The organism is Legionella norrlandica (genome assembly GCF_000770585.1).
GTDB lineage: Bacteria > Pseudomonadota > Gammaproteobacteria > Legionellales > Legionellaceae > Legionella > Legionella norrlandica.
The window spans coordinates 18,048-27,785 of sequence record NZ_JNCF01000037.1 but is presented as its reverse complement, the minus strand read 5'-3'; the positions used below and the strand labels follow the sequence as shown (position 1 = coordinate 27,785).

The window sequence follows — 9,738 nt, the reverse complement described above, 5'->3', positions numbered from 1 at the left end:
CTGAACCTCAGACTCTTTCTGAACCCCAGACTCTTTCTGAACCCCAGACTCTTTCTGAATTTCAGACTCTTTCTGAATTTCAGACTCTTTCTGAATTTCAGACTCTTTCTGAATTTCAGACTCTTTCTGAATCTCAGGCTCTTTCTGAATTTCCCGTTCTTTCAAAATTTCTGGCTTTATGTGAGTTTCTTCCTTGGTTTCAAATTCTCCCAAGCCTTTAATATCATTCTGTGCAGGCTCTTCTTTTTTCTTAAATCCTTCAATATCCATTTTAGAAATCAAAGAGTTCGTTTGTTTTTCTTTAATGGATAACTCTTCGTGATTTGAAGAACCAGTGATTTGTTCATCACTTGATTGCTCATCTGGTTTATACTTTGCGGGCTCAACTAATGGCATAAATGGTTTAGGACTAGAAGGGATATCCGTTTTATAAGGGGAATCATCATCGCTATTTTGTTGACCTTGTCTTAAGAGATACCAATAAACCAATCCTGCTGCTCCTCCAGCAACCAGTATTAATAAGATTATATAAGGCCAGAGCCTATCGATTGATCATTCGTGGGTAATGAACTTGCTTGTGAAGCCACGGCCTGGCGTTTTTTCAATAGGACTTGTATTTGCGAATGCAACAATTCTATTTCTTTATCGCGTTTGTCTAATTTTTCTTGTAATTTTTTATTTTGATCCTGGAGCATACGCAATTGCTCCATCAATAACGCATTAGATTCCCGAACTGATTCCACCGCAGCCGTTGTAATTGAAATTTCTGCTTTAATTTTTTCATCCTGTTCCATAGTTTGTGCTTTACTATTCTGTGCAGGCTGCTGCTGGGTGAATGTCTCTATAGGCATTGAGATGTTGTTTGAGGTTAATTGGGGAAGTTTCTGCTGATTAGGAACCATCGCCATAGTGAATTTAGGGATAACAGGAATTTGGGAACCTTTTGTTTGTGTTTGTGGGGTTGCCTTTACAATTTGACCATTAATATAAGGTGGAGCTAACACATGATTGATGGATGTTTGTTCATTCCAAGCTTTATCATGGGCCATTACCTCTTCAATAGCTAATTCGGACGGTACTTTTGCTATCTCTTCACTTGACGGAATGAGTAAGCGTACTCCTACTTTTAAACCATTTAAGTTTCCATTTTTAAATGCGTCGGGATTAGCACCCACAATTGCCAATACAACTTGAGGTAAAATTAATTTTGAGGTTTTATATCTTTGAGCGATTTGCCATACGTTTTCGTTCGTTACAGTTGGACCGTAAGTAGCTTTCTTTTTGCTATCATCCTTGGATACTGGGCTACGATCCACAGTAGTGACTACGGTTTTTTCAATAACACCAGGCTCGTTATACGTTGATAATTTCTTCTTATAATAAACAGGCTTACTTTGGGCTGTTGTAAATCCCAATTGATATCCTGGCGGATCCAGAAGTACGGTGTATGCTTTATATAATTGCCCCTTTGGCCAAGTCAAATCGACTACAATTTCCATATACGGTTCAGTCATTCTTTCGGTAGATATTACTTTTATAACAGGTTCGCCTTTTGTGTTTTTCTCAACCTGAAATTTTAAGAATGTCAAGACAGTTGCTCGCTCAAGACCAACTAGTTCAAATTGTTCTGGATCTGCTAAACTTGCTTTAATACCAGCGAGAGGATCATTTCCTACATCTATTAATTCTATTTCAGCTGAAAAAGGCTGATCCAAAGATGACTGTACCCTCATTTCACCTAAGCCAAGTCCATAAAGTGACATTGGCATAGACAATGAGAAAATAGCCATATACAGAACAGTTTTTTTCAATCAGAGCTCCATGCACCCTATTAAGATAGGATGGTTTTAGTTGTGCTTACTAAAAATTATCATTATACGCAAGTCTATTCAAGAAACCATAAAATCATTCTATAAAAAATCATAGGGTTATATGTAAAATTTCAATACACATTTCAATAATACCCCTAGCTTTAATACTCTATTAAATATCAGCACGTCTAGGTTCATATAATATCATACAAGATCAATTGATAATTTCAGACAGGCATCATCTATAATTATAGATAAGCTAATAAAGCAAATTGGAATCGATATGAACAGGGAAAATGAAGTTATAGAAATATTCCTAATGGATATAAGCAAAAAGGAAAAATGCAAGCTATTGCGAGATTTTCTTTTAGATTGTAAAAATGAAATGGAAGCTCAAGATCAAAATATGCACCCAGAAGTGCATCACAATTTATCTCAGGCTTATCAAATTGCCCAAAATTACTTAAGAAAACTGGAAGAATAATAGAATGTCTTGGTTTTCTTCCAAAAATTGCAGCAAGCCAGTACGAGAAAACTGAAGTATGCGCTGACCAGCAAAGTTATCTTGCATTAAAATAGCCTGTAATTCATAATAACCACCATAAAAATTGCGAGAAAAATATGCCAGCGTCATTAATCGATGGAAGAGTCATATCCGCTCTTCGCAGAAATGAATTAAAACAAAGAGTACAACATCACATCGAACAAGGACAAAGAGCACCTGGGCTTGCTGTTGTTTTGCTTGGTAATGATCCGGCTTCTGTTATCTACGTCAGTAATAAACGAAAAGCTTGTGAGGAAGTAGGCATTATTTCTCATTCCTATGACTTACCCGATGGAACAACTCAAGAAGAGTTGATTCACTTAATAAATAAGCTAAATCAATCCGATGAAATTGACGGTATCTTAATTCAATTGCCTTTACCGAAACACATTAATGAGAGAACAATAATTGAGCAAATTAAACCTGAAAAAGATGTGGATGGTTTTCATCCCTATAATTTAGGGAGGCTGGCTCAACGAAATCCCTTTTTAAGGCCATGTACTCCTTTAGGTATTATGAATTTATTGCATCATTATGATCTTAATGTCAAAAAAAAACATGCTGTCGTTATTGGTGCCTCCAATATTGTCGGAAGACCAATGAGCCTTGAATTGTTATTAGCTGGAGCCACTGTTACAGTTTGTCATAAATTTACTCAGCAATTGCAAAAATTTGTGGAAATTGCCGATTTTCTAATTGTTGCTACTGGGAAAATGGATGTTATTCATCCGGATTGGTTTAAAGATCATCAGGTGGTGATTGATGTTGGAATGCATCGTCTATCCGATGGCAGCATCAGGGGAGATGTTGACTTTAAAAATGCAGTAGAAAAAGTTGCCTGGATCACCCCTGTACCTGGAGGTGTAGGCCCAATGACTATCGTCTCGTTGCTTGAAAACACAATGATGTCAGCGGCAAAATTAAGAGGATAAACTGATTCTTATTTCTCTAACTCATCCCAATCAAATTCACCGCTTAATTCATCAAAATCATCTTTAAACTCATCTCGTAAGCGTTTACGTTCAAGTTTATCTTCGAGCATGCGGCGTATTTTCTTTTTCTGTGTTAAATCATCAATATGATCATCAACTTCCTCTTCATAGTTATAATCAGAAAATGATTGATCTTCTAACTCTTCATGTAAACCCATATCAGTCTCCTAATTCGGACCCCTCAAAAAAAGTATAGTGCACAAATAAGAAATAATCCTAGAAAAAGCAGTTGAGATCAAAGCGAGCAAGATTAGGATTAATTTGATATAATTCGAAAATATATTTTTTTCAAAGCCTTTTTTCATGCTTAGTTATCAACATGGCTACCATGCCGGAAATTTCGCCGATGTAGTAAAACATATTGCCTTAACTCGACTGTTAGTTTACCTCACTCATAAAGATAAACCTCTATTCTATCTTGAAACACACTCAGGAAGGGGCTTGTATGATTTGAAAGATAAGCAAGCTATAAAAACTGAAGAGTACAAACAGGGAATTAACCTAATCTGGTCAGATAGAAAAAACTTGCCGCCAGTTTTTTTCGAATACTTGGAAATTATCAACCAAATTAACCATGGTCTCCAATTGCGCTATTATCCTGGTTCCCCCTATTTAGCCAGTAGCAGATTACGTTTAAAAGACCGATTATACTTTTGTGAGCTACATCCCACTGAATATAATGCTTTATTACAAATTCCCCACTTTAATAAAAAAATTCATATCAATCATACTGATGGAATTTTAATGTTGAAAGCCCTACTACCACCATTGGAAAAAAGAGGGCTGATTTTTATCGATCCCTCTTATGAAAGAAAGGAAGAATATAAAGAAATACCCGCTGCCATGAAAAATGCATACTCACGATTCACAACAGGAGTTTTTTGTATTTGGTATCCCATTGTTAAAAAAGTATGGGCAGAACAATTTTTAAAAGGTATGAGGGAGCTTAATGCTAATGCAATTAGAATTGAGTTCCATTTGGATGAACTTTCCGGACAAGGGATGAATGGCTGTGGTCTATGGATAATTAACCCCCCACATACTTTTTCTTCAGACATGCAAACCATACTAAACACTTTAAAGTCCTATTTTAATCCTGGCTTGTCTTCATATATCATTGAATCAAGTTCTAAAAAATGTAAATAGTCTCCTTGGGTCTCTATTGCTAGCATAGGCAAGAAGCTCAAGGTAAACAGTTACTAGACCAAATAATTTGAGTATAAATTATGGATATTATCCCTATTCAGGCCTTTTCAGATAATTATATTTGGGCAATCATTGATAAAGTGACTGGAATATTTGATTGTGTTGATCCTGGAGACGCTGCCCCAGTAATTCAATTTGCTCAATCCAACCAATTGACATTAAGAGCGATACTATTAACCCATCATCACTACGATCATATAGGAGGCGTTGATTCTTTAATCAAAGAGCAGCCTTCCTGCGCAGTATACGGCCCCATTGATAATAGAATAACTCATATCACCCATCCAGTTACCAAAGATCAATCCATTCAAATCGGACACCTTAATTTTCATATTTTATTTAATCCTGGTCATACTTCTACTCATATCAGCTATTATGAACCACAATATGGCTGGTTATTTTGCGGGGATACTTTATTTTCTGCGGGCTGCGGTAGGGTATTTGATGGGACAATGGAAGAGTTGCATCAATCTTTGCTGCTATTTAAAAAATTGCCTGGTAATACAAAAGTATTTTGCGCTCATGAGTATACATTACAAAACTTAAAATTTGCCCTTACTGTCGAACCTAATAATTTAACAGTGATCAATTATATGCAACAAATTAGACAGCAATCATCGACATGTACTCTGCCTTCTACATTAGATCTGGAGTTATCAATCAATCCCTTTTTACGCACCAATGTTGAAGCTGTAAAGCAATATGCCATTTCCCATGGAGCATTATCCTCAGAATCGCTAGATGTATTTAAGATACTAAGAAGTCAGAAAGATTCATTCAAATAATGAACCAAAAGGAATAATTTTAATCCTATATGGATTCAATTAAGTCAAAAAGGGTTTAATCCTTCTTTAATTTTTAGTAAACTGGCTAGCCAATAATAGTAACAGGTAATACCATTGAATTATAAGTTATTCATAATAAAAAGTTTTTTATTTTGCATCTTCATATTTCTTGGGATTTCTAATACTGCAATTTCTAGGACAACCCCTGACGTATGGGATGTATTACGTAGTGAGTTTATGCTAAGTCATGAGGTTACCCGCCCAGAAGTGCAAGAACAAATCAGATGGCTGGTTTCTCATCCCAGTTATATTAATAAAGTAAGTCGTCAATCAGAACCGTATATTTATCATGTATTAGGTGAAATTAAAAAAAGGAAACTGCCCGGCGAGTTAGCACTGCTTCCCATGATAGAAAGTGCTTACGATCCTTTCGCCTACTCCGGAGCAGGAGCTGCAGGCATATGGCAACTTATGCCACGCACAGGGAGTGAATTAGGATTAAAACAAGATTGGTGGTTTGATGGTAGGCGCAGTATTGGTCCATCAACTGATGCTGCATTGAATTATTTGCTCTACCTCAATAAATATTTTAATGGGAATTGGATTCTAGCAATAGCAGCTTATGACTCTGGTGAAGGGACGATTGCAAGAGCAATTAAATCAACCACTCGTCCCGGACGTTCTGTCCAATTCTGGAACTTACCAGTTCCAAGAGAGACCAAAGTCTATGTTCCACGTTTACTCGCTTTGGCTGAAATCATTAACAATCCTCGACGCTATAGAATAACATTGCCCAGTATACCTTATCTTCCTTACTTTGAAGAAGTGAACATAGGTAGTCAAATTGATTTAAATCACGCTGCAAAACTCGCCGGAATCAGCTATAAAGAATTAATTAAATTAAATCCTGGTTATAATCGATGGACAACAGCGCCTTATAAACCATTTAAATTATTAATTCCTACAGAAAAAGTCGAGCGATTTAACTTAAATCTGTCAAACGTACCTGAAGATAGACGGGTAAGCTGGGCTAAACATTTAGTACAAAGAGGCGATAGTCTTGATAATATTGCCAAGAGATATCATACAACCGCTAATTTAATAAAACAGCTAAATCAATTGCCCAATAATAAGGTGAAACTTAATCAATCTTTACTTATTCCTAGCAGTAAAAACACCCCTGTTGTGGCCAAGAAAGCCTCTGAAGATAAACCCCCTGTTTTACAAAAACTGCTTCCTATGAAAAATATTCGCATCATCCATATTGTTCAAAACGGAGATACTTATCAAAAAATTCAAAAAACTTATGGAATTACTGATAAAGACTTAAAAAATTGGAATAAATTGACAAACAATGCCCCTTTACGTAAAGGACAACAATTGGTTATATGGAAAAGAGTAAAGCAACCTATTCAATATATAGTAAAATCTGGGGACAGCTTAAATACTATTGCGAGAAAACATCAGACCAAAGTCAATACCATTATAAGTTTAAATCCTGGATTAAAAAAGACCACACCTCTACGTTTGGGGCAAAAAATATTAGTAGGTTAGAACAAATAAACTTTAACCGAAGCAGACCGATTTAAATATCACTGATTATTTCGCTAATCAGGTGCAATCCTTGCAGGTGAGTTTAAAACTTGTGTTATAATGATAATAATTAATTAATATATTAAAAAATATGAAATTACTATTTGATTTTTTTCCTATTGTTTTATTTTTTATAGCCTATAAATTTTCTGGCATTTATACAGCTACAGCTGTCGCCATGGTCGCCTCTCTCGCTCAAGTAGCATTTTACCGACTAAAATTCCAACATTATGAAAAAATGCATTTATTCAGTTTGGCTATTATCATGGTATTGGGCGGAGCTACGCTGTTTTTCCAAAATCCATTATTTATCAAATGGAAACCCACTGGCATCTACTGGTTATCTGCCATTGTCTTTTATGGTTCCAGTTATGTAGGTTCTAAACCATTAATCCAAAAAATGATGGAATCAAATATTAATTTAACTACAAAAATTTGGCATAGGCTCAATTTAGCTTGGACATTATTTTTTGTAATCATGGGGGCCTTAAATCTATATGTCGCCTATTGTTTTGATATCGATGTGTGGGTGAATTTTAAATTATTTGGTGGGGTTGGTTTTACATTGCTTTTTGTCTTGATTCAGGCTTTTTATTTAACCAAGCATACAGATGAGAAGAGCTTTGAAAATAATAATAAGAACTCAGCATCTGGATAGGCAACCAAAAAGTAGGAGAACCGATGAGATTACTACTTGTTGAAGATGATGAACTTCTTGGAGATGCAGTAAAAACCGGCCTTACACAATTTGGTTATGTTGTTGACTGGCTAAGGGATGGAGAAGCCGCTCGCGCAGCCCTTAAGTCAGAGTCCTTTGAGCTCATTATTCTTGATTTGGGACTACCCAAACTATCTGGTTTATCTCTATTGCAAAGCATCAGGCATGATGGGAATGCTACGCCTGTTATCATCCTGACTGCTCGAGAATCAGTAGAGGACCGCGTGAAAGGCTTAGACAGTGGGGCGGACGATTATTTAATCAAACCCTTTGATTTAAATGAATTAAGTGCAAGAATTAGAGCATTAGTAAGACGCTCTCAGGGTCGAGCTGATTCAGTATTGCAATACAAAAATATTACTCTTGACCCAGCAGCACATTCTGTATTGGTAGATGACGTTTTAGTAAATGTTCCACGAAGAGAATTTGCCTTGCTACAAAAATTACTTGAAAACAGTGGCCAGGTATTATCTCGTGAGCAATTAATGCAAAGCATTTACGGCTGGGAAGAAGATGTGGACAGTAACGCCCTGGAAGTTCATATTCATAATCTTCGCAAAAAACTTAACGCAAACTTTATCCGAACTATCCGAGGGGTCGGGTATATGGCCGAAAAAAATGACGGTGTACTTTTATCGTGAAATCTTCTATACGAAAGTTTCTATTAATTAACTTATTACTTGCCATTACCATCACTACTACACTTACTGCCATAGGTAACTATTATCTGGATCAAAAAGACATTCAAGATCACCTTGATACTTTAATGGCTGTTTCCGCTTTATCCTACCAAGCTTTGCTAGGGGATGATCTTCACCAAAGACCTCTTGTAAAAATACAAAATGCTCTAGAAACCATCCCCCAAAAAATCAATACTTATTATCAAAAAAGGTATTTAAATGACGAACCTCAAGAAAGCTATTTAGATAAATTTAATTTTCAAGTATGGACCAATGGTGGCAAATTACTATTACACTCATCTACCGCTCCTAAAATACCTTTAACGGCAGAGATCGATGGTTTCAGTGATAAAACAATATCTGGTCAAGACTGGCGTGTTTTTACAACGTACAATGATAAAGCAGGAATTCGCACTGTATTAGCAGAACGATATAACACTCGTAATGAACTTGGACATAGAATTGCCCAAGACGATCTTTATATAATGCTACTTACTTTCCCATTATCAGGACTACTAATTTGGATCATTATTGGAAGAGGATTAGATAGTCTTGATAAAGTAGCAGAAGAGGTAGCTAATCGTGCCCCGAGTCATCTTGAGCCAGTCGACTTGCAAGAAGTCCCTGAAGAAATTAAACCTGTCATTGATGAACTGAATAAATTATTTTTTCGTCTCAAAGAAGGATTTGAGCGTGAGAAACGATTTGCTGCCGATGCAGCGCACGAGCTAAGAACCCCCCTTGCAGCGCTTAAAGCTCAAGCTCAAGTGGCGTTAAATTCCAACGACATACAAGAAAAAAATCAAGCCCTGCAAAAATTAATTGCCAGCGTGAATAGAAGTACACATATAGTTCAGCAATTATTAACCATGAGTAGACTTGTCCCTGAGGCTACCGAGCTTCATGAACAGGAGGAAGTCAATTTAAGTAAATTGACTCGTGAAGTTCTAGCCATGATGGCTCCCTCTGCAGTTGAAAAGCACATTGAGCTTGAGTTTGAAACTGATGAAAAAACACCCAAAATTTATGGGCATCCTACAGCGCTAGGGATATTAATCCGAAATTTAGTTGATAACTCCATTCGTTACTCCATGGAAAATGGAAGGGTGCTTGTTCGCTTATTAAGACATAATAATGAAATCATACTTGAGGTCAGTGATAATGGCCCTGGTATTCCGCGTGAGCTACAAAAACGCGTTTTTGAACGATTCTTCAGAGTATTAGGCAACAAAAGTCCTGGCAGCGGTCTTGGTTTAGCGATTGTACAACAAATATGTGAGCTTCACGGTGGTAGAGTTGTTCTTGATTCGCCAAAAATTGGGACGGGTTTAATTGTAAGAATTTTCTTACCTATTAGAACAAACCCAAATAAACAAGCCCAACAGTAAGACCCTGATGCCTTCATACCG

The 9,738-nt window shown here is 36.5% G+C and carries 10 protein-coding genes and 1 pseudogene; 8 read left to right on the top strand and 3 right to left on the bottom strand.

What is annotated here, in order from left to right; all coding sequences use genetic code 11:
• Positions 1 to 489 (bottom strand): annotated as a pseudogene (locus OK13_RS15355) (FimV/HubP family polar landmark protein); the annotation flags it as partial.
• Positions 490 to 524: 35 nt separating this feature from the next.
• On the bottom strand, positions 525 to 1,811 hold the full coding sequence (locus OK13_RS09445; protein WP_052117635.1) for a type IV pilus assembly protein FimV: 1,287 nt from the start codon (positions 1,809 to 1,811) through the stop codon (positions 525 to 527).
• A 283-nt stretch (positions 1,812 to 2,094) separates the two neighbouring features.
• Between OK13_RS09445 and OK13_RS09440 the strand changes: the two genes are divergently transcribed.
• A complete protein-coding gene (locus tag OK13_RS09440; protein WP_035890468.1) occupies positions 2,095 to 2,295 on the top strand; it encodes a hypothetical protein in 201 nt (66 codons plus the stop codon).
• A gap of 137 nt (positions 2,296 to 2,432) precedes the next feature.
• Positions 2,433 to 3,287 (top strand): bifunctional methylenetetrahydrofolate dehydrogenase/methenyltetrahydrofolate cyclohydrolase FolD, encoded by an 855-nt coding sequence (gene folD / locus OK13_RS09435; protein WP_035890466.1) that lies wholly within the window; start codon positions 2,433 to 2,435, stop codon positions 3,285 to 3,287.
• An 8-nt stretch (positions 3,288 to 3,295) separates the two neighbouring features.
• On the opposite strand, the gene OK13_RS09430 is transcribed toward folD, so the two are convergent.
• Positions 3,296 to 3,505 (bottom strand): hypothetical protein, encoded by a 210-nt coding sequence (locus OK13_RS09430; RefSeq protein WP_035890464.1) that lies wholly within the window; start codon positions 3,503 to 3,505, stop codon positions 3,296 to 3,298.
• A 145-nt stretch (positions 3,506 to 3,650) separates the two neighbouring features.
• Between OK13_RS09430 and OK13_RS09425 the strand changes: the two genes are divergently transcribed.
• The 6 genes from OK13_RS09425 (at position 3,651) to OK13_RS09400 (ending at position 9,717) form a co-directional block, all read left to right on the top strand.
• On the top strand, positions 3,651 to 4,493 hold the full coding sequence (locus OK13_RS09425; protein ID WP_035890462.1) for a 23S rRNA (adenine(2030)-N(6))-methyltransferase RlmJ: 843 nt from the start codon (positions 3,651 to 3,653) through the stop codon (positions 4,491 to 4,493).
• 80 nt (positions 4,494 to 4,573) lie between these two features.
• Positions 4,574 to 5,338: a hydroxyacylglutathione hydrolase gene (gloB, locus tag OK13_RS09420; protein ID WP_035890457.1), complete on the top strand. Its 765-nt coding sequence runs from the start codon at positions 4,574 to 4,576 to the stop codon at positions 5,336 to 5,338.
• Between the two features lie 114 nt (positions 5,339 to 5,452).
• Positions 5,453 to 6,892 (top strand): lytic transglycosylase, encoded by a 1,440-nt coding sequence (locus OK13_RS09415; RefSeq protein ID WP_035890454.1) that lies wholly within the window; start codon positions 5,453 to 5,455, stop codon positions 6,890 to 6,892.
• Between the two features lie 130 nt (positions 6,893 to 7,022).
• Complete coding sequence (locus OK13_RS09410) at positions 7,023 to 7,589, top strand: septation protein A (protein WP_035890452.1); 567 nt, start codon at positions 7,023 to 7,025, stop codon at positions 7,587 to 7,589.
• 23 nt (positions 7,590 to 7,612) lie between these two features.
• Positions 7,613 to 8,290, top strand: a complete 678-nt coding sequence (locus tag OK13_RS09405) for a response regulator (RefSeq protein WP_035890450.1) — start codon at positions 7,613 to 7,615, stop codon at positions 8,288 to 8,290.
• Positions 8,287 to 9,717 carry an ATP-binding protein gene (locus tag OK13_RS09400; protein WP_035890447.1) on the top strand — a complete coding sequence of 477 codons (1,431 nt, stop codon included), beginning with the start codon at positions 8,287 to 8,289 and terminating at the stop codon, positions 9,715 to 9,717. The genes OK13_RS09405 and OK13_RS09400 overlap by 4 nt, the downstream gene beginning before the upstream one ends.
• Positions 9,718 to 9,738 lie beyond the last annotated feature (21 nt).

What these genes read in the sequence shown, in the direction of transcription:
- OK13_RS09425 (WP_035890462.1), top strand. Translation starts at nt 3,651, where the DNA reads ATGCTTAGTTATCAACATGGCTACCATGCCGGAAATTTCGCCGATGTA.
- OK13_RS09410 (WP_035890452.1), top strand. Translation starts at nt 7,023, where the DNA reads ATGAAATTACTATTTGATTTTTTTCCTATTGTTTTATTTTTTATAGCC.
- OK13_RS09405 (WP_035890450.1), top strand. Translation starts at nt 7,613, where the DNA reads ATGAGATTACTACTTGTTGAAGATGATGAACTTCTTGGAGATGCAGTA.
- gloB (WP_035890457.1), top strand. Translation starts at nt 4,574, where the DNA reads ATGGATATTATCCCTATTCAGGCCTTTTCAGATAATTATATTTGGGCA.
- OK13_RS09430 (WP_035890464.1), bottom strand. Translation starts at nt 3,505, where the DNA reads ATGGGTTTACATGAAGAGTTAGAAGATCAATCATTTTCTGATTATAAC.
- OK13_RS09440 (WP_035890468.1), top strand. Translation starts at nt 2,095, where the DNA reads ATGAACAGGGAAAATGAAGTTATAGAAATATTCCTAATGGATATAAGC.
- folD (WP_035890466.1), top strand. Translation starts at nt 2,433, where the DNA reads ATGCCAGCGTCATTAATCGATGGAAGAGTCATATCCGCTCTTCGCAGA.